The 22,480-nt window shown below is 62.5% G+C and carries 19 protein-coding genes; all 19 read right to left on the bottom strand.

Going from position 1 to position 22,480, the window contains the following annotated elements; all coding sequences use genetic code 11:
* The 19 genes from DBW_RS07850 to DBW_RS07760 all read right to left on the bottom strand — a co-directional run bounded on the left by DBW_RS07850 (nucleotide 1) and on the right by DBW_RS07760 (nucleotide 22,455).
* Entirely contained in the window at nucleotides 1-1,113 is a 1,113-nt protein-coding gene (locus DBW_RS07850; protein WP_066726634.1) for a 3'-5' exoribonuclease YhaM family protein, read from the bottom strand.
* A complete protein-coding gene (locus DBW_RS07845) occupies nucleotides 1,110-2,702 on the bottom strand; it encodes an NAD(P)/FAD-dependent oxidoreductase (RefSeq protein ID WP_066726632.1) in 1,593 nt (530 codons plus the stop codon). Before DBW_RS07845 ends, DBW_RS07850 begins: the two co-directional genes overlap by 4 nt.
* 41 nt (nucleotides 2,703-2,743) lie before the next feature.
* Nucleotides 2,744-3,934, bottom strand: coding sequence for a response regulator (locus DBW_RS07840; protein WP_066726630.1), 1,191 nt, complete (start codon nucleotides 3,932-3,934; stop codon nucleotides 2,744-2,746).
* Between the two features lie 171 nt (nucleotides 3,935-4,105).
* Nucleotides 4,106-4,555, bottom strand: a complete 450-nt coding sequence (locus DBW_RS07835) for a universal stress protein (RefSeq protein ID WP_066726629.1) — start codon at nucleotides 4,553-4,555, stop codon at nucleotides 4,106-4,108.
* Between the two features lie 21 nt (nucleotides 4,556-4,576).
* Nucleotides 4,577-4,972 carry a response regulator gene (locus DBW_RS07830; RefSeq protein ID WP_066726626.1) on the bottom strand — a complete coding sequence of 132 codons (396 nt, stop codon included), beginning with the start codon at nucleotides 4,970-4,972 and terminating at the stop codon, nucleotides 4,577-4,579.
* Nucleotides 4,973-5,094: 122 nt separating this feature from the next.
* Nucleotides 5,095-5,922 carry a purine-nucleoside phosphorylase gene (locus DBW_RS07825; RefSeq protein ID WP_066726621.1) on the bottom strand — a complete coding sequence of 276 codons (828 nt, stop codon included), beginning with the start codon at nucleotides 5,920-5,922 and terminating at the stop codon, nucleotides 5,095-5,097.
* A 4-nt stretch (nucleotides 5,923-5,926) separates the two neighbouring features.
* On the bottom strand, nucleotides 5,927-6,499 hold the full coding sequence (locus DBW_RS07820; protein ID WP_066726619.1) for a response regulator: 573 nt from the start codon (nucleotides 6,497-6,499) through the stop codon (nucleotides 5,927-5,929).
* 67 nt (nucleotides 6,500-6,566) lie between these two features.
* Nucleotides 6,567-7,316, bottom strand: coding sequence for a tetratricopeptide repeat protein (locus DBW_RS07815; protein WP_066726617.1), 750 nt, complete (start codon nucleotides 7,314-7,316; stop codon nucleotides 6,567-6,569).
* Between the two features lie 9 nt (nucleotides 7,317-7,325).
* Nucleotides 7,326-8,093, bottom strand: coding sequence for a hypothetical protein (locus DBW_RS07810; protein ID WP_157471839.1), 768 nt, complete (start codon nucleotides 8,091-8,093; stop codon nucleotides 7,326-7,328).
* A 16-nt stretch (nucleotides 8,094-8,109) separates the two neighbouring features.
* Nucleotides 8,110-9,021 carry a PfkB family carbohydrate kinase gene (locus tag DBW_RS07805; RefSeq protein WP_066726613.1) on the bottom strand — a complete coding sequence of 304 codons (912 nt, stop codon included), beginning with the start codon at nucleotides 9,019-9,021 and terminating at the stop codon, nucleotides 8,110-8,112.
* A 95-nt stretch (nucleotides 9,022-9,116) separates the two neighbouring features.
* Nucleotides 9,117-9,983 carry an S-methyl-5'-thioadenosine phosphorylase gene (gene mtnP, locus DBW_RS07800; RefSeq protein ID WP_066726611.1) on the bottom strand — a complete coding sequence of 289 codons (867 nt, stop codon included), beginning with the start codon at nucleotides 9,981-9,983 and terminating at the stop codon, nucleotides 9,117-9,119.
* Nucleotides 9,984-10,028: 45 nt separating this feature from the next.
* Nucleotides 10,029-11,087 (bottom strand): 23S rRNA (adenine(2503)-C(2))-methyltransferase RlmN, encoded by a 1,059-nt coding sequence (gene rlmN / locus DBW_RS07795; RefSeq protein WP_231875405.1) that lies wholly within the window; start codon nucleotides 11,085-11,087, stop codon nucleotides 10,029-10,031.
* A gap of 84 nt (nucleotides 11,088-11,171) precedes the next feature.
* Entirely contained in the window at nucleotides 11,172-12,308 is a 1,137-nt protein-coding gene (locus DBW_RS07790; RefSeq protein ID WP_197463757.1) for an alginate O-acetyltransferase AlgX-related protein, read from the bottom strand.
* 9 nt (nucleotides 12,309-12,317) lie between these two features.
* Entirely contained in the window at nucleotides 12,318-13,712 is a 1,395-nt protein-coding gene (locus tag DBW_RS07785) for an MBOAT family O-acyltransferase (RefSeq protein ID WP_066726604.1), read from the bottom strand.
* A gap of 83 nt (nucleotides 13,713-13,795) precedes the next feature.
* Complete coding sequence (ndk, locus tag DBW_RS07780; protein ID WP_066726602.1) at nucleotides 13,796-14,209, bottom strand: nucleoside-diphosphate kinase; 414 nt, start codon at nucleotides 14,207-14,209, stop codon at nucleotides 13,796-13,798.
* 97 nt (nucleotides 14,210-14,306) lie between these two features.
* Nucleotides 14,307-18,575 carry a translocation/assembly module TamB domain-containing protein gene (locus tag DBW_RS07775; protein WP_066726600.1) on the bottom strand — a complete coding sequence of 1,423 codons (4,269 nt, stop codon included), beginning with the start codon at nucleotides 18,573-18,575 and terminating at the stop codon, nucleotides 14,307-14,309.
* The gene (locus DBW_RS07770; protein ID WP_066726597.1) at nucleotides 18,569-20,296 is read right to left on the bottom strand and encodes an autotransporter assembly complex protein TamA; all 1,728 of its coding nucleotides are present in this window, start codon (nucleotides 20,294-20,296) and stop codon (nucleotides 18,569-18,571) included. Before DBW_RS07770 ends, DBW_RS07775 begins: the two co-directional genes overlap by 7 nt.
* A 133-nt stretch (nucleotides 20,297-20,429) precedes the next feature.
* Nucleotides 20,430-21,941 carry an SDR family oxidoreductase gene (locus tag DBW_RS07765; RefSeq protein ID WP_066726595.1) on the bottom strand — a complete coding sequence of 504 codons (1,512 nt, stop codon included), beginning with the start codon at nucleotides 21,939-21,941 and terminating at the stop codon, nucleotides 20,430-20,432.
* A gap of 148 nt (nucleotides 21,942-22,089) precedes the next feature.
* A complete protein-coding gene (locus tag DBW_RS07760; protein WP_157471837.1) occupies nucleotides 22,090-22,455 on the bottom strand; it encodes a hypothetical protein in 366 nt (121 codons plus the stop codon).
* Between the last annotated feature and the right edge of the window lie 25 nt (nucleotides 22,456-22,480).

Genomic DNA, 22,480 nt, shown 5'->3' with positions numbered 1-22,480 from the left:
TTACTCCTTCTCCGTATCGGGAGTGGCAAAGAGGTCGAGGCTTTTCCCCTTGAGCTGCTCGCCCAGGGTGGTTCCGAAGCGGGGCCTGTTCTCCGCCGGTGCAGCGGCCGGCGGAGCCGGTTTGGCCGGTGGGACCGGGGCGGTGGCGACACGCTTGCGCGGGGCCTCACTCCCCTTGAAGAAGTAGCGATCATAGAGGCGGTGGTAACTGGTCCAGGACGATTCACTATCCGGTTCGCGTTCGATATGGGTGCGCACCCCGTTGATCTTCGAGTCGAGGTCATCGATAAAGTTGAGAATTACCGCTTCGAGGGTCTTGGGCCGTTTTGGCGACCCGTACTCGTACTGGCCGTGATGGGAGAGGAGGAGGTGCTTGAGGAGCGTCGCCAGGGGCCGCGGAAAATCGGGGAGCCGGCGCAGCCGTTCCTCGATCATTTCGACACCGATGACAATATGACCGAGAAGCTTGCCGTCATCGGTATAGTCGAAGCTGCGCACGTAGCTCAGCTCGGCGACCTTGCCGACATCATGGAGCAGTGCGCCGGCCACCAGCAGATCGTGGTTAATGCCGGGGTAGCGGCGACAGACATCGTCGGCGAGCGCGGCCACCGCCAGGGAATGTTCGAGCAGCCCGCCGATATAGACATGGTGCATCGCCTTGGCGGCCGGTGCCGTGGTATAGCGCTGCAGAAAAAGGGGATCAGCGAGAAAATCCTCGAGCAGGCCGCGCAGGTGGGGGTCGCTTAAGGAGGCGACGCGGGTGCGCAGCTCCTGCAGCATCTCCCCGGCATCGCGGGGGGCGACCGGGAGAAAGTCGGCGAGGTCGATATTGTTCTCCGGCAGCCGCTCAAGTTCCTGGATCACGAGCTGCATCTTCCCCATGTAGACGCTCGCCTTCCCCTTGACCAGAAGAAAATCGTCCCGTTCGAAGAGCTCCGCCAGCTCGTCGACCCGGTCCCAGACCCGCCCTTCGACCTCGCCGCTGCGGTCGATCAGCTTGAGGGTCATGTAGGGTTTGCCATTCTTGGCCATGGCCATGATCTTGTCGCGCACCAGAAACGGGCTCTCCACCCAGTCCCGCTCACGAATCTGCTCGACGAATATCTTTTTCACTCCGGGCTCCTGTCAGTGACACGTTGGATAATGGTCTCGGCGACGCGCAGGCCGTCAAGGGCGGCACTCATGATGCCGCCGGCATAACCGGCCCCTTCGCCGGCGGGATAAAGGCCGCCGTGGGAAACCGACTCACCGGTTGCGCCGCGGAGGATGCGCAGCGGCGCCGAGGTCCTGGTCTCGACCCCGGTCAGGGTCGCTTCGGCGGTGATAAAGCCTTGCATGCGCCGGTCAAAATGGGGCAAGGCCCGGCGCAATCCCTGGCTGACAGCGTCGGGCAGGACCTGGTCGAGTTCCGCCGCCCGAACTCCGGGCCGGCAGGTACTGCGCACCGGGCCGCTGCCGCGGCCGAGAAAGGCCAGGAGATTCTGCGCCGGTGCCCGGTAATTGCCACCCCCGGCGACAAAAGCGGCCGCCTCCCAGCGCTCCTGGAAACGGACCCCGGCGAGGGGGTCGGCGCCCTCGAAATCGGCGGGACCAACGCTGACCACCAGGGCGCTGTTGGACCACTCCCCGCCCCGCTGCAGGTAACTCATGCCGTTCACCGCCACCCCGCCGACCGCCGAGGAGGCGATCACCACCTCGCCGCCGGGGCACATGCAGAACGAATAGACGCCGCGCCGGCTGTCGGGGTCATTCCAGGCCAGCGCATAATCGGCAGCCGGCAGCCGCGGATGGGCGGCCATGCCGTACTGAATGCGGTTGATCACCGCGACCGGGTGTTCGACCCGCAGACCGACGGCAAAGGGCTTCAATTGCAGCGCGACCCCCGCTTTTTCCAGCATGCGGTAAGTATCACGGGCACTGTGTCCGGGGGCCAGGACGAGGTGATCGCAGGCGACTTCGCGGCCATCCTGGAAACGGCCTCCCACCACCCGGCCATCCGCAGTCATCAGCCCGGTCAGGCACGATTCGAAGCGCAGCACCACCCCGGCCGCTTCGAGGGCACGACGAAAATTGATCAGCACCAGCCGTAACCGGTCGGTCCCGACATGGGGCTTGGCAGCGCTCAGGATTTCCGCCGGCGCCCCGCACTCGACCAGGGTTTCCAGAACCAGCCGCGTCCAGGGATGGTTGATGCGGGTCGTCAGCTTGCCGTCGGAGAAGGCACCGGCACCCCCTTCGCCGAACTGGACATTGCTCTCTTCGTTGAGCAGCCCGTCCCGCCAGAAGCGATCGACATCGCGGACCCGCTGTTCCACCGGCCGCCCCCGCTCGGCCAGGGTGACCCGGCAGCCGGCAGTAGCCAGCCGGCGCGCGGCGAAGAGTCCGGCCGGCCCCATGCCAACGACCAGCACCCGGGGTTCTCCCTGAACCCTGACCAGGACAGGGAGCGGCGTGGCAACAACTTCCTCCAGGCGCGCATCGGCCGCGACGGCCGCTTCCAGCGGCCCGCTGCGCGGCACGCTGAATTCGACCGTATAAACCCGCACCACCCGGGGCTTCTTGCGCGCATCGATCGCCCGACGGACCACCTGCAGGGCACTGATCCGGGAGGCTTCGACCCCAAGAATTGCGGCGACCTTCCCGGGCAAGTCTTCCTCTGCTTCATCGAGTCGCAGGGAAAGCTCACGCAGCCGCAGGCGCATTGAATTCACTCAAGCCACCATTTTGGGGAGGGAAACTCTGGTCAACCCGGCAGCTCCCCATCCATCTGGATCGGCAACTGGATGTGAAAACGGGTACCGGTTCCGGGGCTGCTGTCGACCGAAATCCGACCATTGTAGTTCTTGACGATCCGTAGCACCACCGACAGGCCGAAGCCGGTGCCGCGGGGCTTGGTGGTAAAGAAGGGATCAAAAATCTGGTTCAGGTTCTCTGCGGGGATGCCACCCCCACTGTCGGAAACAACGATATGGATCGTCTCGTCGTCATGGTAGAGCCGAACGCCGAGGACGCCCCCCTGCTGCATCTCGAAAAGGGAATTGGTAAAGAGGTTGGTAAAGATCTGTTCAACCTCCGCAGCATCCGCGTGCAACGGCGGTGGGCTGGTGACGAACTGGCGATCGATCGTCACCCCCTGGGCCAGACACTGCGGTTCCACGCTGGCCAGAACCCGCTCGATCAATTCCGGCAGAGCGACCGCCTGCAATTCGAAGCGGGGCCTCTTGCTGGCGGCCAGCAGCCGGACCAGCAGACCGTCGATACGATCGACCTCCTTGATGATCCGATCGGCATATCCGGCCATCTCATCCTCCGCCTGGAAACCGGAGCGCAGAACCTGGGCAAAGAGGCTGATGGAGTTGAGCGGGTTCCGGATTTCGTGGGCCATGCCGGCGGAAAGATGGCCGAGGGCACCGAGCTTTTCGACCTGAACGATCTCCCGGTGGGCTTTTTCCAGCTCCCGGGACTTCTCTTCCACCCGTTGCTCCAGCTGGTGATTCCAGCTTTCGATTTCGAGGAGGAGTCGTTCCCGTTCCTGCACCAGTTCCCGGTTGTGCAGTTCGATCCGCCGCAGTCGCAGGACGCTCTCGATCCGCTCGACAAGGTCCTGGTTGTTGAATGGCTTGAGGATGTAGTCGGAGGCGCCGGCCTTCATCAGCTCGACGGCAATCTCTTCGCTCCCCTTGCCGGTGAACATGATGACGTAGGTTTCCGGGTAATTCTGACGGATCTGCTTGAGGGCGGTCAGACCATCCATGGCCGGCATCATGTAGTCGAGCAGCACCAGCGCCGGGTTGGCAGCGGCAACCTGCTCCAGACCTTCACGTCCACTTTCCGCAGTGAGGACTTCGTAACCGCGACTGCGCAGAATCATCGAGGTCAGTTCGAGGATAATCCGTTCATCATCGACGACCAGAATTCTCTCTTTTGTCGGCATGCCTTCTCCCGGGGAGCGAAACGGGGCGGGCCAGCCAGCGGCCCGGAAAACGCAAAGTAGGATACCGTCTGGGCCAGGGTTTGACAAGGGCAAAGCCGCCGCAGCCGACATGCAAAAAAGGGTGGCCGTCAACGGCCACCCCGAAGGTCTGTCCTTGCCCGATTTTCCCCTCTAGGCGGCGGGAACCCGGATCGTCATCACCGGAACCGGGGATTTACGAACCACTTTCTCCGCAGTGCTGCCAAACAGGACATGATCGAGCCCGGTACGGCCATGCGTTCCCATTACGACGAGGTCCGCCCCTTCCTCGACGGCCTTCTTGATTACCTCGTCATAGGGAATACCGGGAAGGATGAAGCATTCGTAGTTGTCGTAGTTCTGGATATGGGTTCGACAGAATTTTTCCATCATCTTCTGCGCCCCTTCCTCGATCTCCTCTTCGAGTTTGTCGAAGGAGATATGCGGGACATAGAAACCGCGGAGATCGACCGGCTCATTGATCACATGAAGAATGAGAAGCCGGGCGTTGAATTTTTTTGCCAAGGTCAAAGCCCGCCCAAAAGCAAAGTCGGAACTCTCGGAAAAGTCGGTGGCGAACAGGATGGTTTTAAAGTCGTTCATGGATCCTCCCTGGAATCGGTTTCATGGCAACAAGGTGGGAGAGCTTTTGTCGGCAGCAATCTTGTTCATCACCGATTTCAGCTCTTCAAGCTTGACCGGTTTGTGAATATATTCGAAGGCGCCGAGATTCATCGCCTCCAGATAAGACTCCACACCGCCATAGGCCGTGATCATGATCACGTGGGTTTCCGGGTAACTGCGATGCAATTCCCGCAGGAAAGCAAGCCCGTTCATCTCCGGCATATTGATATCGCTGATCACCAGGTTGACCTGGTGCCGCCCGAGGAATTGCAGGGCCTCGAAGCCATTGGCGACGCTGTTGACTTCGTACCCTTCCTGGGTCAGCAGTTTGCCGAGACCCAGCCGGGCATTCTCTTCATCATCAACAATCAATATCTTCCGAATATGACGACCCAAAACACAACTCCCGAATTGATTTGCAGGGAAGTCTACCACCAAGTCGGACCCTGTCAAGCCATCCATAAACCCTGATTTATTTCTTTTTTGCTTGATTATACAGATAGTTACAAAATCCTGACTTACCCGGAAACAACCGGAGCTTCGTGCCACAGTTCGAGGAGGATCGCCAACAATAGCAGGAATTTTGAGCGCGAGGCGGCCCCCACGCTCAGCACCTCGGCATGGTTCAGGGGATGGGCAGCCCGACCGGCGGCATGGTTGCTGACCAGCGACAGGGCAACGACCTCCATCTTCAGGTAGGCGGCCATGATCGCCTCGGGGATGGTGGACATGGAGACGGCATCGGCGCCGAGACGTCCGAGCATGGAAACTTCAGCTGGTGTTTCGTAGGAGGGACCGGGACAGGCGGCGAGGACACCGGAGTGGAGGTCGATAGCGTGGTCGGCGGCACGACGGGCGAGGGGCGGAAAAAGGTCCCGGCGATAGAGGCTGCAGAGGTCGATAAAGGGGGCGAGGCGCTCCCCCCGCAGGGGGTTATCGCCGAGCAGATTGAGATGGTCGGTGACAAAAAGAAAATCACCAGGTTCAAGCCCTGCCCGAATGCCGCCTACGGCACTGGTCAGTAAAAGACGGCGGCAGCCCAGGGTTTGGGCAGCCCGCACGGGAGCCGCGACGGTGCGGGCGTCGTATCCTTCATAAAGATGGCTGCGACCGACAAAGAAAAGAGTTCGCTCCCCCCAGCATTCCGCGGCGACCAGCCGCCCGCCATGACCGGCCACCTTTGCCGCGGGCAGTCCGGGGAGTTCCTGGTAATCGATCTCCCCCAGGGTCCTGCCAACCTCCGCACCGCAAGCAAGACCGGAGCCGAGGATGACTGCCGTGGAGAAGGGCTCGGGGCCGACCTCCCCCGCGACCCGCTGCCGGAGGCCGGCAAATTCCCCGCTCATCAGACTAGCTTCCGAGGAGCTTGCGCACCCGCGCAAGAAAGGTTTCCGGCTTGAAGGACTTGCTGGTGAAGTCATCGGCGCCGGCGCGCTCGATTCCGCTGATATCCTCGTCCTTGCGAAAAACCCCGCTCATGGCGAGCAGCTTGATCCCCTGACCGCATTCGGCACGGATGCCGCGAACCAGGTCATAGCCGCTCATCTTCGGCAGGTTCAGGTCGAGAATTACCAGTTGCGGCTGTTCACGGCGAACCAGTTCGAGGGCCGCCTCGCCATCGGCAGCGGTCAGAACGCGGGCGCCGAGAGGGGCAAGAAGATCGAGAATCATTTCCCGAAAGAAACGGGCGTCATCGACCACCAGGATCGTGGCGCCAGCCCCCTTCCCGTTCCCGGCAACAGGCGCGGCAGTCGCTGGCGCAGCTGCCGGCGGTGGTTCCGTCACCGGTTTCGGAACCGCCCCGTCGAGTTGAACCTCGAAAATCCGGGAACACTTCGGGCAGCGAACCCGCCCCGAAGAACGCCCGGAGCGTTCGGTATTGATCCGGTAGGAGCCGCCGCAACCGGGGCATTGAATCTGCATTACTCATCTCCGCAAGGAATAGATAGTACGACCTGGCCGTAGCGTCTGTTCCGCCAAACTCGTGGCGCTAGGGAAGGAGCTTGAGATAGTCCCGCGACTGCCTGGCGAGGTCACTATCGGGCGCCAGCCGCAACACCGTCCGGAACGACTTTTCCGCCTTCTCGGGTTGCCGGAGCTTGAGGTAGGCCAGACCGAGACGGTAATTGGCCTCGGTGTAATCGGGGTTTATCTCCAGCGCCCGGGTGTACTCAGCGACCGCCAGCTCGGTCTTGTCCATGGCATAGTAGGTTTCGCCGAGGTAAACAAAGGCCTGGGCATAGCGCGGATTATGGTCGAGAGCCTCCCGGTAAAGCCGGATGGCATCGACATAATTCCCCTTCTGGAAGTTGGCGAACCCGGCGCCGGTAAAGGCGACCTCCGGGGTGGCGAAAAAGAGATTGCGCGCCGCATGGAGAAAATGGCGGGCCGCATCGTCCCAGCGCTGCAGGTCAAGATAGAGGGCCGCCAGGTTGTTTTCGTATTGGGCATCCTCAGGCGCCAGTTCGACCGCCTTGAGAAATTGCGCTTCGGCCTCGGGATAGGCCTTTTTCAGGTAATAGGCCTGGCCGAGGGCATCGTGAATGTCGGCGCGCTCCGGGGCAATCGCCACCGCCTGCAGCAACTCCCGCATCGCCATGGTCGGATTCTGTTCGCGCAGGGAGGAGAGGCCGAGGACGTAGTGAATATCAGCCTGCTGCGCCTCTTTCTTGCTGAGACTGCAACCGCCGATAAAGAGCAGACTGGAGCAAAGGGTGAGACAGAAAAATCGAATGAGCACACAACCTCCTCAAAGTGACGCCAAAAACCGCCCGAGATTTTCCCGGAGCTCTTTGCGTTTGACGGCCAACTCGGCCGGAGTGGGGCAACGGGTGGGGGATTTTCCCCCGGCCGCAACCAGCGGAGCGACAGATTCCCTGGTGGTACAGGAGGGACCGGCCGGATTGGATGCCGATACCGGCGGCGACGGTGGGGCGGGTTTCCCGGGAAGGCGGTCGGGTGGCCCCGACAGCTTGGCGGCGGGTGCTGCGGGCGGAGAGAGGTTCGCCCCCGAGGCAGCGGAAACCTGGGCGCGGACCACGGTTTTCGTTGTGGGCGCCGTTGTGGGCGCCGCCTGGGCGGCAGCCCCAGCTGCCACCGAACTCTTTGGGGCCGGCGCGACCGCCGGGGCCGGCGCCGCCAGGCCGGACTGCAGCGGGAGTGACTTCCATAGCTGGGTGCGCTCCTCAGCCGACTTCAGGTGGATATCGAGATCACCGAGCATGAACCCCATCGATTCGGCGAAGCCCAGGGCCTGATTGTAAATTCGCGTCCCTTCCCGGGGCGGAACCTCTCCATCATCATTGAGGTAGAAGGCGAGCTGGCTGCTGCTGTGCAACTGCAGCGCGACCGCAACCCGCAGTCCCTGCCCGGATGAAAAACTGCAGAGGTAGGCGGTCGCTTCCTGGGCGGGCAGCCCGGGCATGGCGACCTGAACGTCGCTGAGAGAGCGCTCCAGGCGCAGCACCCTCTGGGCGGGAATATCGAGCCGGGACATTTCCTTGTGCAGACGGAACATGGTCACCTCGGCAGGATCAACTGAGACCGGTAAACTCGGTCAGCAGTTTGACCCGGGTATAGCGCTCCTCGAGTTCGCCGTAATCGAGAGTGCGCAGGCGGTTGAGACTGAAGTCTTCGACCGTGAAGGAGGCCATCACGCTGCCAAAAACGATCGCCTGGCGCAAACCAGCCTCTTCCAGGTTGCCATTGGCAGCAAGATGACCAAGGAAGCCGCCGGCAAAGGTATCACCGGCCCCCGTCGGATCGAAGACCGACTCCAGCGGATAGGCCGGAGCCGCGAAAACACTGTGCTCGCTGAACATGAGCACCCCGTACTCCCCCCGCTTTACCACCAGGGTACGGGGTCCCATGCCGAGAATTCGCCGGGCCGCCCGGATCAGGTTGGGTTCCTCGGCGAGCTGCCGCGCCTCCCCCTCGTTGATGACCAGAATATCAACATGCTGCAGGGTCTCGAGGAGCGCCTGGCGTTTCCCGGCGATCCAGAAGTTCATCGTATCACAGGCGACCAGGCGCGGGCGGCGCACCTGCTTCAGCACTTCCAGCTGCAGCTCCGGGTCGATGTTGGCGAGGAAGACGAACTCGGCGTCCCGATAACCTTCGGGGATCTGCGGGCTGAAGTCGCTGAAGACATTGAGCTGGGTGTCGAGGGTTTCCGCCTCGTTGAGGTCGTAGCCATAGCGCCCCTGCCAGCGGAAGGTACGCCCAGTGGCCCGTTGCAGTCCGGCCAGGTCGATATTGCGCGAACGCAGGAATTCGATATGTTCCTCGGGAAAGTCGGCGCCGACCACCGCGACCAGGTTGACCGGGGTGAAAAAGCTCGCCGCAGTGGAAAAATAGGTTCCCGAGCCGCCAAGGACTTCGGTGACTTTGCCGAAGGGGGTCTCGACCGAATCGAAGGCGACGGAACCGACAACCAGGATGCTCATCCGGAATTCTCTCCTTAAAGGCCGGCAACGGCCGCATTTGATGTTAACCCAGGAACCGGCCTGGGGCAACCACCCCTGCCGCGATCCTGGCCTGTTCAGTCCAGATACTTGGCGAGCAGTGGCGCCAGCTGGCGCCGGGTTTCGGTGGGGATCAGATCGCGCCGGGTCATGATGGCGTAGCGCAGCGCCTCGCCGCAGCCGCAACCGGGTGCGGCGGCCAGCTGCGGCACCACCGTCCGGATGATATTGCGGGCGGTAGCGACGTTCTGTTCGATAATGGCGAGGACCGCCTCCACCGAAACGTCATCGTGCTCACTGTGCCAGCAGTCGTAATCGGTGGCAAGAGCGACGGTGCCGTAACAGATCTCCGCCTCGCGGGCGAGCCGGGCTTCGGGGAGGTTGGTCATGCCGATGACATCAACCCCCCAGCTGCGGAAGATATTCGATTCGGCCCGGGTGGAGAAATTTGGCCCCTCGATGCAGATATAGGTGCCGCCGCGGTGAACCGTAGCGCCGACCGTTTTGGCCGCATCGTAAAGGGCGGCGGAGAGTTCGCCGCAGACCGGGTCGGCGAACTGCACATGCCCGACCACGCCGTTGCCGAAGAAGGTCGAAGCCCGTTTCCCCTGGGTCCTGTCGAAGAACTGGTCAGGAATGACGATATGCCCGGGGACGATCTCTTCCCGCATGCTTCCCACCGCCGACACCGAGATGATCCGGCCGACCCCGAGCTGCTTCATGCCGTAGATGTTGGCGCGGTAGTTGACCTCCGAGGGGAGCAGCCGGTGACCGCGCCCATGCCGGGGAAGAAAGACCATCTGCACGCCGTCGAGAACACCGCAGATAAACGCGTCCGAGGGCGCACCAAAGGGGGTTTCGAGGACAACTTCGCGGATCTCGGTCAGGCCTTCGATCTCGTAGAGGCCGCTGCCGCCGATTACGCCGATGGCGGGATTGGACATGATAAACCTCCGGAAGGAAATGTAACCCGGTAGCCGCTCCGGGTCTCAGGAATCGATCGGGGCCGGCAGCCTCCCCTGCAGTCGCTCCAGCTTCCCCTTGAGCTGGCCGCAGGCGGCAGAGATATCCTGCCCCTTGCTGGCCCGGCGGATCGCCACCAGGTCGCGGCTGAGCAGGTACCCCTGAAAGGCGTCGATAGCTTCCGCTGTCGGCGCGCGCAAGGCCGACCCCTCGTGTTCGTTAAAAGCGATCAGGTTGACCTTCGCCTTGATGCCGTGCAGGAGCTTGACCAGCCGCCGGGCATCGGCAAGAGAGTCGTTCACCCCGCGGATGAGGATATATTCGAAGGTGATCCGCTGCCGCGGTGCCAGCGGAAATTCGCGGCAGGCGGCCATCAGCTCGGCCAGGGGATAGCGGCGGTTGATGGGCATCAGCTGGTCGCGCACCGCATCGGTCGTGGCGTTGAGGGAGATCGCCAGGTTGACGCGGATCCGCTGCCCCAGCTCGATCAGTTCCGGGATCAGGCCCGAGGTCGAGAGGGTGACCTTGCGGGGTCCGTAATCGAAGCCATCGCGGGCATAGAGAATTTCGAGGGCCCGCACCACATTGTCGAGGTTGTGCAGCGGCTCGCCCATCCCCATCAGGACGATGTTGTTGATGGTCCCTTCCCGTGCCGCCGCGCAGACCTGGTTGACGATCTCGGCGGCGGTCAGGTTGCGACGAAGGCCAAAACTCCCGGTCAGGCAGAAAGAGCAGTTCATGGCGCAGCCGACCTGGCTGGAGATGCACAAGGTCGCCCGCCCCTCTTCCATCGGAATGCGAACGGTTTCCACAGTCTGGCCGTCCGCGAGGCGAAACAGGTACTTCCTGGTGCCGTCGCTGCTCTGCTCCACCGCCTCCGGTTGCCAGTCGGAAATGAAAGCGCGCGCCGTCAGCTCCTCGCGCAGCGCCTTGGCGAGATCGGTCATTTCGGCAAAGTCGACCACACCGCGCTGATAGATCCAGCGGAAAATCTGCCCGGCGCGGAACCGCTCCTTGCCAAGGCCGGTGAGAAAACGGGTCAGCTCATCGAGGGTGAAGTTTTTCAGGTCGACCTTATCTGGCACAGGCATTTCCAGGCGGCAAATCGAAAGGGCAATGTTCAGCAAAAAACCCTTCGATATTAACTGAAGGGTTTTGATTTCACAAGGTTATTCTGCTCGCACTGGGCTCGGCCTGACACCCTTGGCGAAAAGGGGTGGCACCGGTGGTAAATGGACCGCTTCCGCGATTGCAGCCCCGGCTTTCCAACTCCAGTGAGTGTCATCCTGCCAGAAGATGTCCAGTTCGCCACGACGGACCTGTTCAAGAAGAATCGAACGGGTGTTGATCAGGATGTAGTCTTTTTCCAACCCTTCCAGGTCGGCAAAGAGGGATGCGACAGGGTAGTCGAGATCTTCAGCGAAAAATTCACGGTAGAGATTGTACTTGTCGACCGCCGGCATAAAACAGAGCCCGATGCCGCGCGCGGCCAGCCTATGGGCCAGCTCATTGAGGTTGGCATTGATTTTTTCTGCCATGGCCGGAGTATAGCGCCGCGCCCACTTGAGGTCTTCGAAATGGAACAACAGCCCATCTCCGTGCCGGCCGCTGAAGAAATTCTTATCAAGACGCACCTTGTAGATCCGCCTTCGATAGTCGTGGTGGGCAAAATAGTAAAAGGGCTTATTATACAGATACTTGACATTGCCGAGATTGAATATTCCTTTTTTGACGGGTGTTTCGAGACGTGTCTCCCGCTGGCGCTGGGCCAGGTATTCCAGGTAATCCCCGGCCCGCTCCCTCGCTTCCCAGTCGACATCGGCAGCGAGAGCGTCCGCCAGGCGTTCGACGTTTTGAATCAGGAGATATTTCGGCCGCAGCCGGTCGAATTCTCCGGCATTGAGGAGATTGACCACCGGATCAAACCGGTCGGTCAACTTCGGGTACCAGAAGAGTTCGCTGAGATTGAGGATTGTCATTTTCTGGCTCTCAGCCAGATAATCCTGATAGTAGGACCAGCCCCCCCCTTGCGAGAAAGAGTCGCCGATGGTCACGATATCGACAGGTTGCCCCTGGTATTGCCAGTATTCAAGGTGCTTACTCCCGGGCGGCAGGGTCCCCCCGGGTTTGCCGTCCGCGACATAGGCAGGCAGATAGCCCATGCGGGCCAGGTCACCAATATCAGGCGCCCCCGAGAGCACCTTGCTGGCGGCCAAATACCAGGTCAGGACATTGACCAGGGCAATCAGGCCGATTCCGGTCAGGGCCAGCCAGAAAAATCTCCGATAGGATCGAAATAGGATCATCATCGCCTGCTAAAACTGAAAGTAAAGAAATTCACTGACCCGGTCGAGACTGACGATGGCTGCCAAGGCCATCCCCAATGTGTAAAGGAGCCATTTCCAGTTGGGCTTGAAGCGCTCGGCAAGCTGCAGGGAATTGGGCGCCAGAGCTGTGATCAACAGGCAGACGACGACCCAGGCGATCGCCTCGTCCCGTACTCCTGCAGGCATCCGGTAGCCGGAAAAACTGAACATCCCGGCAAACACCTTGTTGGCGTCGGCAAAACTGCGGGCACGAAAGAAGACCCAGGAAAAGTTCACGAAGCCGAAGGTCAACAGCCAGGCAACAGGTCGCGGCATCCGAATACCAAAACCGGACCAAAATTTGTGCAGGGCGGTCCCGGCACCATGCATCGCCCCCCACAGGACAAAGGTCCAGCCGGCACCATGCCAGAGCCCGCCAAGGAGAAAAGTCAGGAAGAGATTGACATAAGTTCGCCCATTCCCCTTGCGGTTGCCGCCGAGGGGAACGTAGAGGTAGTCACGCAGCCAGCGGCTCAGGGTCATGTGCCAGCGCCGCCAGAAATCCTGTATATTGAGCGCCTTATAGGGAGAATTGAAGTTGACCGGAAGCTGGATATTGAACATGCGGGCGGAACCGACCGCCATGTCGGTATAGCCACTGAAATCGAAATAAAGCTGCAGTGCATAGCAAAGGGAAACAATCCAGGCCCCGGCACAGCTCAACTCCGGACTCTGGTCGAATCCGGCAGTCGCCCAGCTGGCAAAGGTATCGGCAATAACCACCTTCTTGAAGAGGCCCAGGACAAAGATGAAGACCCCCTGGGCGAGGTTACGGTAGTTGCGAAATTTACCCCGCAGCTGCTCGAACTGGGGCATCATCTCTTCATGGTGGACGATTGGACCGGCAATCAGTTGCGGGAAAAAGGTTACAAACAGGCAATAGTTGAGGAAGTCGTATTCACGGGTCTTCCCCTGGTAGCTGTCGACGAGGTAGGCAATCTGCTGAAAGGTAAAAAAGCTGATGGCGAGCGGCAGGGCCAGACGCAGCAGCGAGAAATCGCTGCCGATAACGGCGTTGAAATTGCTCAGGAAAAAATCAGCATACTTGTAGTAACCGAGCAAGGCGAGATTGGCGCCGATACCGAAGGCGAATACCACTCGACGGGAATACCGGCTGGCGCCGCCGGCCGCCTTGCCGAGAGCGGTACCAATCCCGTAGTTGGCGAGCATGGATCCGATGATCAACGGTAAGTAGAGGGGATTCCAGTAGCCGTAGAAAAAGAGCGAGGTGAATACCAGCCAGCTTTTGCCGGCAATCAGCATCCGATACCGGTTGAGCAAAAAATAGACCGCCAGGGCGACTGGAAGGAACAAAAAAATGTAGATCGGAGAATTGAATAACATGCCAAAGTTCCAACGAAACAAACCCTTTGGATGCTATTCCAAAGGGTTTGGGTGATTTCAGCAGGTCCCTTCCAGACAGTCGTTTAAAGAAGCTCAAGTCCGGAGAAGAAATAGGGAATTTCGAAGGCGGCGGTTTCCGGCGCATCGGAGCCATGGGTGGCGTTATTGCCAATGGAGGTCCCGAACTCCTTGCGCAGGGTGCCGGCATCGGCCTTGGCCGGGTCGGTGGCGCCCATCAGGTCGCGCCATTTCTTGATGGCTCCCTCGGCTTCGAGGACCATGACGATACAGGGGCCGCTGCTCATGAAATCGGTCAGTTCGCCAAAGAAAGGGCGCTCTTTGTGGACATAGTAGAAGCCTTCGGCTTCGACCTTGCTCAGGTAGAGTTTCTTCAGGCCAACGACCTTAAAGCCTTCGGCATAGATGCGGGCCAGGATTTTCCCGGCGTGACCGGCGGCAAAGGCATCAGGTTTGATAATCGCAAAGGTTTTTTCCATCGATTCATCCTCCAGGACGCTGAATTGGTGTTGTCAAAGCGTCATCTTCTAACACCTGCGCCCGGGGATGTCAAGAACAAGTCCGGCCCCGGGATATTCAATCGAAGGTGATGCGGTAGAAGAGATCGACGCCGCTTTCGTTCCCCATGGAGGACTCGAGCTGCCAGTGCCGATCGATTTCGTAGCGAACCCCGACCTGGCTCTGGTTGGAGAAGACCGATTGGCCGAAACTGATGTAAAGCTGGGGACTGAGGTACTTGCCGATGGTGACGATCGATTGGGTGGTTTCGCCGTTCCCGGTCTGCACGTCGATGACATCGATCCCCAGTTGGCGCTTGAGCCGGTCCTGCAGGACCACCGAATCTCCCTGGGAGAGGAGCGCGCCGGCTGCCACCAGCATCAGGTTCAGCTGGCCGCTGTCCCCCCCCAGCGGATGGCCAAGGACGATATAGGCGAGAATATCGGTATCAGGCATCGACGGTTCGGAATAGAGTTTCACCTGGGGGGCCCGGGGGGTGCCGGTCACGCGGACCCCGGCTTTCACCTCCTCCAGTTCCCGCAAGGCGAGGATATCGAGGTCCGGATCGGTCACCGGCCCTCCCGCGAAGACCACGCTCCCCCGCGTGATTGCCAGGCGCACCCCGTAGGAGGCATAGTCCCCCTCCGCGACCAGGATACGGCCCTGTCCGGTCAGGCTGCGGATATCGTTCCCCTGGACCAGGACTTCCCCGGTCAGGCGGGCATCGACCCCTTCGGCCTTGACCAGGACATGGTCGCCGAGACGAACCTTGACCTTGAGCGCCATCTCCAGTGCCAGCGGCGCCTGCTCCGTGGCCATGGCATCGACAATCACCAGGTCCTCGCTTGAGGTCACGGGCGCCTTGCCCTGGCGACCGCGAAAGAGCGCCTCGGGAACCAGGACGCTACCGGTCACCTTCAGGCGCCTGCCGTTACCGGCGATTTCGAGATCGGGATTGACCACCAGCTGCAGCTCGGGAAGATTGACGGCCTGCAGCTTGCTCCCCTGCACCACAAATCGATAATCGCCCGGGGTCCACCCCTTGAGGGCCACCTCGCCGTGACCGGTCACACTCCCCTCCCCCGAGGAAACCGTGAAATCCTCCACCAGCAACCGCTCGCCGGTCAGGCGCAGGCGTACCGAAGCGTCCCGCAACTGCACTCCGGCAGCGGGAAGATAGGCGCCGCCACTGCTGATCAGGGTGGTTCCGGTCAGCTCCGGCGCGTCCCAGGTACCGGCAAGGGCAAGCTGCAGACGCAACTCCCCCTTGCTTTCCTGGGCCAGCCCGGGAAAGAGGGAGCTGAACAAGCCGTCCTCGTTGAAACGACCGTCCAGGGTGGCCGCGAGTGCCCCCTGCCGATTCAGGCGCAACGGCCAACGGGCCGGCAAGGGGAGCTGCAACGTCCCCTGCAGCGAGCCCCGGGCGCCGAGTTTGACCGCCAGGTCGCCGGAGAGCGATTCGCCATTCCAACGCCAGTCAAGACCGACCGCCTGCAAGGGCGCGAAAACTTCACGATTACCGCTGCGCCAGCTGCAGCGACCGTCCTCCAGGTCCGCCCGGCCGCTCGCAGTCAGCGCCCCACCTGGCTCCCAGTTTCCCCGGCCGCTGACGGAGAGTACCCCGACAAGCTCCACCCCCTTCGGGATCCAGGCGCGCAGCAGGGCAAGATCAATCCCCTGGCCACTGAAAGCGACTTCCCCGCGCTGGGGCCAGGCGAGCCGGGCGGGTTCGGCAGAGTGCAGGTCGCCGATCAATTGGCCCCCGGTGGCCTCAGTCACCTCAAGATGGCCACGCAAACCGTCCTGGTCCCAGTCGAGACCAAGTTCGACGCGGGTCAGGGCGAGATGGATCTCTGCCGTATCGAGGACCGGTGTTCCCTGCACATCGAGATGCAGGGTCAGCGAGCGATCTTCCTGCCAGCTCGCCCGCCCGCTGCCGGAGCTGTGGCCGCTCAGTTGCAGCGCCTCGAACCAGGGGTTGAGCAGGGTAAGGTCGAAATTCTCCCAGGAACCGTCCACAACCCCACGCTCGGGCAGGGCAAGTTGCGGTAACAGTCGCGAGCTTACCAGGCCATTGCTGGTGCCGCGGGAACCAAGATCGACCTGCCAGCGCCCCTTCAGGCCGGCGGCCGACCAACTCAACTCGGCGTCCAGGCGATCGACATCGAGACGCTGCTCACCGTGAATCCAGGCCCCCGTGCCGGCAGCACGCCCATCCAGCGCCAGCAGGCTCCCATCCTGCCAGCGCAATGCGATCGAGCCGTCAGCGGCGCCGGAGAGGTCGGCATCCGCCAGCCAGGGGGCGAGCCAGCCGAGGGAAAATTGCCGGAGTTCCAGTTCCAGACTGCCATCGAGACGACCGAGGCGAAGCGCACCCTGACTGCTGAGCCGCTGTTCCCCCTCGCCCAGCAGCACCAGCTGCGTCCAGGCGATCCGGTCCTGGTTCAGGTCGAGCATTACCGGCTGCTGCAGCTGCCAGGTGCCGTATTGGTTGTCATGGGCATTCAGGGTGCGCAACTCGCCGCGCCAGGCACCCTCCTGCCACCCCCCGGCCAGCAACAGGTTGCTGTCCCCACCCGCCCAGCGGGCTGCCAGTTCCAGGCGGTGACGATCGATCCTTCCGGAGCCCTGGACCTGCAGGTTGTCCGCCGCCCATACCCCCCGGGAGAGTTGGCGGAGCATGGCCCCAAAGGCCATCTGGTTCTGCTCCGGCAACCATTCGCCATGCATTTGCAGTTCGGCAATCTGCCAGGGTCCGTAGGCGAGCTGGCGCCCTTCCGCGTGTGCCTTCCCCGCCCATCCCTGGTCCGGCTGCCAGTTCAGCCAACCCGCCAGGGTGCCGGCTCCGGTTGCACCCGCCAGCAGACCACCAATATCCTCAGCTTGCAGCGTCACATCGAGACGTTCTTGCAATCGCCCCTGCGCCGTGAGATTAAAACCATCTCCGCGCAACGCCAACTCGGCCAGTTCGATGGTAGTTCCGTCGTAGCGTCCCGTTATCCCCCCTTGCAACGGCCGGCCGAGCAGTTTACTCGGCAAAATTTCGGCCTGCCAACGTGCCTGCATCCAGGCATCCGCGGGGAAGTCAAGGCGGCCGCGCACCGCCAGATTGATCGAACCGGGCCAGTCGGCGGCGACCCGGGCCGGGTCGAGTCCGCCACCGTCGAGCTCGACGCTTACCGACGGGACTCCGTGCCAGTTGACGTCAATCCGCCCCTGTACCCCACCAGCAAGCCAGTCGGCCTGCAAGGCGCTCAATTCGATGCCGCTCCCACCACCGGCAAAATGCCCGCGCACCGCGAGTTCCTTCCACCCCGCAACGGCATTGACGAGGTCGAAATCGCCATGATACCCCTCCTTATCCACCCGACCTTGCAACCTGCCGGAGATGGTGGTGGCAAAGCGGGTTTCGGGCTGGAGATCGACCGCCTGCAGTTGCAGGTCGAGGTCCAGAACCGGCGCGCCATCGCGGCTAAAGCAGCGTGCAGAACCGGTCGCCCTCCCCGCTACCCCTTCCCGGCTCAGTTGCAGGTGGGGGAGTCGCAGTTCGTCGCGCCCCAGTTCGAGACTGGTGATAAGCTGCAGCTTCGGCTCGGCGCCCCAGGCGGCGGCCGCCCGCAGTTCCCCCCGCAAGGGCATTTCGGCATCGCCACCCAGCAGTTGCAGGTTGACCTCCCCACCGGGAACTCCGGCCAGTTGCCCGGCGGGGTCGGGCGCAAAGGTCACCTTCGCCTGGGCCCGACGACTGACAAGATTGGCCTCCAGGGTCATGCCGAGCTGTCCGTCGCCGCTTTCTAATTGCAAATCTGCAATTTTCAGCGTTTCCCCCGTCCAGCGTAACGCGCCATGCAGGCGCTTCAGCTCGTAGAGGGACGCTGCGCCGGAGCGAATGCGCAGTCGGTCGACGACCAGCGCATCGATGCGTGCCCTGACCCGCAGGGGCCAACCGTTCAACTGTGGCCAGGACCAGGCGTCCCGAGACCCATCCGGGACTGCCTTAACCTCCCCGTTGCCTGCAGCAAGGGTCACCTCAAGGTCATGCAGCACCAATCGGGCGATCCGCAATTCGCCGCGCACCATCCCGAAGGGCTGCCAGCGCAGTTCGAGACGATCGGCGCGGATCGATCCCTGCGGGCCGGTATAGGCAAGATCGGTCAACACCAGCTGATCTGCGAGCCGTCCCTCTGCCGCGGCAAAGGTCAGCTGCCCTGGCAGCAACCGGGTGCTGGTGGCAAGTACCCAGCGCGCCCCGCCGCTGCTCCAGCCGAGCCAGACGATGCCGGCCAGGGCCAGCAGCGTGAGCGTGGCCAGAAGAAACAGCCCTATGCGCCAGCCTCCCTTTACCATGCGAAACCCACGCTGATGTGAACCCGGAAGGCGCCGGTCGCTTCACCGACGCGCCGTGCCAGATCGAGATGGATCGGGCCGACCAGGGTGTAGTAACGCAGACCGAGACCGGCGCCCTGGGCCAGGGAAAGGTCGGCCAGCGAGTTGAAGGCGTTGCCGGCATCGTAAAAGGCGGCGACCCCCCAATTCTCTCCAATCGCCCGTTCCAGTTCGAGGCTCCCGACCAGCAACTGTTTCCCTCCGACCACTTCTCCGCTGGCATCGCGGGGACCGAGGGAGCGGTAGGCGTAACCACGCACGCTCTGGTCCCCACCGGCGAAAAATCGCAGTGAAGCCGGGATCTCGGCAAGACGATCGCTCTGCAGGGTCAGACCGCCTTCACCCCGGGCCAGGAACGAAAGGCGCCAGGGGAGCGGTACCAGCAGGGTGGTGTCGCCGAGAACCTGCAACAGTTTGGCGTCGGAGGCGAGGGCCGGGTGACTGCCACGCACTTCGAGGTTGAAACGATAGCCCTTTACCGGTCGCAGGGGGTCGGAAAAATTACGCAGGGTCAGCCGAAGGCCCGGAATCACCATCCGCGAGCGCTGGTCCGTCACCCCGATCTGGTAATGTTCCTGCTGGAGTCGCAGGAAGAGGGAGCCGAGGAGGTCACGACCGAGGCGTTCGATACGTTCCAGTTCGGCACTCACCTTGGAACTCTGGTAGGTGTCCGTCTCCTCGCGGTCGAAGTTGAGATGCAGGGCGGTAAGATTGTCCAGACCACTCGGGCTGGGAATCAGGTAATCGGCCCCGACGTTCTGTTTCAACTCGGAAAGGCCAGTCTCCAGTTTGAATTCGTGCCCACGATGAAAGATATTGACGTCCTGGTAGCGCAGCGAACCGCGCACCCCGGTATCGGTCCCGTAACCGAGACCGGGCCGCAACCGGCGGCGGTCGGCAGGAACCAGCTGGATGCCGACGGGGACCTCCTGGCCGACGGTAAACTCGCGCCGGGGGGTGATCAGCACTTCCCGGAAGCGATCGGAATCGAGAAAATTGAGCTGGGTCTGCCCGAGCAGCCGGTAGTGAAAGCGCTCTCCAGGATGAAAGGCGAGGTAGCGGCGCAGGAAGGGTTCGGGAAAATCGACATTGCCGTGAATCAATACCGGTCCGAAAAAGTAAAGCGGGCCGGTTTCCAGTTCCAGGCGAACGTCGGCGCGCCGATCGACGCGGGAGACGGCCAGCTGATGAACCGTAAAGGTCGCATCGAGATAACCGAGATCGATCGCCCTCGACTTGAGTGCACCCTTGCCGGCCTCGTAGTCTGGTTGCCGCAACACCGTGCCGGCCCGCAACGGAAAGGTAGCGACCATGCTGCGCAGCTTTGGCTCCTCGCGACCGGGCCCCCGCAGGACAACGTGGACAGTGGCCACCCTGACCGGCTCGCCGGCGGCCACATCTACCGCAAAACGGACCTTCCCCCCCCCGAGTTCCTTGAGTTCGACCGCCACCGTCGGGTCGAAATAGCCATAGGGTTCCAGGGCCGCACGTACCAGACCGGGCACCTGGCGACGGAAACGCTCCAGCCAGGGACGATCGAGATCGCCATTGCGGATCAACCCAACCGGGGGCGTGAGGGCAGCCTCGACATTGGCCAGCAGCTCGCCCTCCAGACCCTGGACCTGCACTTCCAGTTGGTCAGCGGCAAAAACCGGCGACGCGAGACTGAGAATCAGGATCATCCCGGAAACGATCCAGCAGGGTATGCCACTTCTGCAACTCTTCAGGGGAGAACTCCAAAATGGGCGGCCAGGGCCTCGCGGCGAAAGGCAAAGATTCCCTGCAACCGACGGGCGACCAGTAGTTGGTGCAGCCTCAGGCTTCCTCCTCGGCAGGGAGCCGCTGGGGCCCGGCCAGCGGTTGCGTCCCGAGAGACGCGGCCAGCCCCTTCAGCATCCCCGAAAAAATAGGCCGGTGAAAGGGAGTGACCAGCCACCAGTAGAGGAGCCCCCAGAGACCCCGCGGGCGAAAGCGCGCCACCTGCAGCAGTTCGGTTCCGGCCGCCACCGGCCGCAGGGTAAATTCGAGGGAGGCTTCCCCGGGGAGCTTCATCTCGGCGACCAGGAGCAGGCGCTGCGGTGGTTCGAGGGCGGCGACGCGCCAGAAATCAAGGGCATCACCGACCTGCAGGGCCGCGGCGTCCCGGCGTCCGCGCCGCAAACCCACCCCTCCCAGCAGCCGGTCGATGGCGCCGCGTACCTCCCAGAGCCAGTCGGCGTAATACCAGCCGGTCGCCCCGCCGATCCGCGTCACCGCCGACCAGGCGACAGCCGGGGCAACCCCCAGCAGCATGCTCCGACCGTCCCGGAAGACCGTGCCGCCCGACCAGTGGGGATCGCCGGCCCGCCCCCACTCGGCGGGTGGCAAATTTCCGGCGTCGGTCCAGGAACTTTCCACTGCTTGATCCCGGACCTTCTGCAGGGCGAGGCGAATCGCCTCCCGGCAATCGAGGAGCTGCTGGGGGATGAGGGCGGCGAGGCGATCTTCCTGGCAGACGACCGGATTGCTCAGGCCTTCGGCGAGGGGACGGGCGAGGCTCGCCGGAACCGGCGTCACCAGGTGAATCCAGTAAGAGCTCAACCGCGGCGTCAGGACCGGGACCGGCAGGATCAGGCGCCGGCGCAGACCGGCCTCCTCAGCATAGATGGCCATCAGTTCGCGATAGGTGACTACCCTTTCCTGGCCGATGTCAAAGGTTGCACCGACCGTTTCCGGGACGGCAAGGCAGCCGACCAGGTAGCCGAGAACATTGCGGACCGCGATCGGCTGACAGGGGGTATTGATCCAGCGTGGCGTCACCATGACCGGCAGCCGCTCCACCAGGTATCGCAGGATCTCGAAGGAGGCGCTCCCCGAACCGATGATCATCGCTGCCCGCAGCACTGTCACCGGAACCGGCCCGGCTCCCAGCAGCGTCGCAACCTCCGCCCGGGACCGCAAATGCCGGCTCAATCCCGGATGGTCCTCCCCGAGTCCGCCGAGGTAGATGATCCGCCCGACTCCCGCGGCAGCTGCAGCGGCGGCGGTATGGCTGGCAGCATCCTGGTCGGCGCGGACAAAATCGCCATGGCCCGGCGCCATCGAGTGCACCAGGTAGAAGAGAGCCTTGCATCCTTGCAGGACGGCCTGCAGCGAGGCCGGCTGCAGGACATCGGCAGCGGCCAGTTCAAGGGCCGGATGGTTCGCCCAATTGCGGCCGCGCAGTTTCTCCAGGCTGCGCCCCAGGGCACGGACCCGGTAGCCGGCCGCCAGCAGCTGCGGAACCAGGCGCCCACCGATATAGCCGGTCGCCCCGAGCACCGCAATGGTTCCTCTCTCCTGCTCCATCGGTCTGCCTTGCAGCGGGGCTCCCCGCGCATCGTCGTTGTCGGAATTCCTGTTTAATTCTAAACCGCCAGGCTACGGTGGCAACCGCGCCCGCGAGGAGCGCGCTGTAGATTGCCGGGGGGAGATGGGAAAAGGGAGGGGAAGGAAGTTACTGGCCAAGGTCCCGCAGGAACTTGAGAACATCCTGGAGCGCCTTGTTCGCTTCCTGTTCGGCCCGAACGGTCGCATCCTCGGCGCGCCCTGCGGCCGCTTCGGCGCGCTGGCTGGCAGCCGCCGCGCGCTGAGCGGCAGCTTCGGCACGTCGGGCCGCCTCCTCGTTGCGCTGCGCTGCTGCTTCGTAACGTTCGGCGGCGGCGTCATTGCGCACCGCAGCGGCCTCGGCACGATCGGCGGCGGCAATCATCCGGTCCATCTGTGCCCGATCGGCGTCGGTCAATAGCAGGGACGGACACCCACCGAGACTGAGGGCCAACAGAATCATCGTGAAGGATTTCAACGGCCTGTATGTCATCAAACCAGTACTCCACTGGAAACCGGAA

Source organism: Desulfuromonas sp. DDH964 (assembly GCF_001611275.1).
GTDB lineage: Bacteria > Desulfobacterota > Desulfuromonadia > Desulfuromonadales > DDH964 > DDH964.
The sequence above is the reverse complement of the archived record's forward strand: the minus strand, read 5'-3'. Positions and strand labels throughout refer to the sequence as shown.